Raw genomic sequence first — 928 nt, forward strand, 5'->3', positions numbered from 1 at the left:
ACCCGGCCCCCGGCCAGCCGCTCCTCCAGCAGGTCGCGCAGCGGCAGGTCACGCCAGCCGAGGTTCGCCGCGTAGGCGACGACGCCGGCGACCTCGTCGACGATCCCGGGCACCGCCACGCCCGCCGCGGCGGGCTCCTCCCCGTAGCGTTCGACGCCGACGCGCCGGAGCTCCGCTGCGAAGTCGAGTACGGCGGCGGTCACGGCCTGCGGACCGTCCTCACGGCGGGTCGGGCGGCGGGCCTGGTGCAGCAGCCCGCCGTCCGCCCCCATCAGGGCAGCCTTCATCCCGGTGCCGCCCACGTCGAGGGCGATGGCGTATCTCACGGGCCCAGTTTCGCCCGACACCCCTCGAAAGGTCTAGTCCACTCACGCAGGAGGTAGCGCGCCTCACTCCCCGCGCCCCTCTGCCACCTCCCCGGCTCGCGTCTCCCAGTCCCAGCGGCTCAGTCCCAGCGGCTCAGCCTCGACGGCTCAGTCCCAGCCGCGCCCGGACCGTCCGCGCTTCAGCTGCCCGCGCTGCTTCTTCTCCCTCAGCCGCCGCTCGACGATGCCGCGCGGCGTCCGCGCCTGCTTGCGCCGCTTCGGCGGCGGCGCCGTCGCCTCCGCGAGCAGCGCGGCCATCCGCACACACGCCGTCTCGCGGTTCCGCCACTGCGAGCGGTGCTCGGCGGCGCGCACCACCAGCACGCCGTCCACCAGCCGGTTCGCCAGCCGCTCCAGCGCGCGCTCCCGCCACACCTCCGGCAGCGCCTCGGTGTTCGCGAGGTCGAACCGCAACTCGACCTGCGTGTCACTGGTGTTCACGTGCTGGCCGCCCGGCCCGGAGGAACGACTGAACCGCCAACGCAGCTCGGACTCGGGCAGCGCCACCGCGCCACGGATGAGATAAGGACCGGACATGCGTCCATGGTCGCCCCCGACCCGCC

2 protein-coding genes are annotated in these 928 nt (G+C 74.6%); both read right to left on the reverse strand.

Annotation, left to right across the window (positions count from 1 at the left end; genetic code table 11):
• The coding region (locus FNX44_RS27200) for an ROK family protein (protein ID WP_143651613.1) at nucleotides 1–326 on the reverse strand (326 nt) is incomplete at its 3' end.
• Nucleotides 327–473: 147 nt separating this feature from the next.
• On the reverse strand, nucleotides 474–902 hold the full coding sequence (gene arfB, locus FNX44_RS27205; RefSeq protein ID WP_143651614.1) for an alternative ribosome rescue aminoacyl-tRNA hydrolase ArfB: 429 nt from the start codon (nucleotides 900–902) through the stop codon (nucleotides 474–476).
• Between the last annotated feature and the right edge of the window lie 26 nt (nucleotides 903–928).

The sequence above is a fragment of the Streptomyces alkaliterrae genome, assembly GCF_007097205.2.
Taxonomy (GTDB): domain Bacteria; phylum Actinomycetota; class Actinomycetes; order Streptomycetales; family Streptomycetaceae; genus Streptomyces; species Streptomyces alkaliterrae.

Excerpts from the sequence above, each read along its gene's own strand:
- arfB (WP_143651614.1), bottom strand. The coding sequence starts at position 902 with ATGTCCGGTCCTTATCTCATCCGTGGCGCGGTGGCGCTGCCCGAGTCC.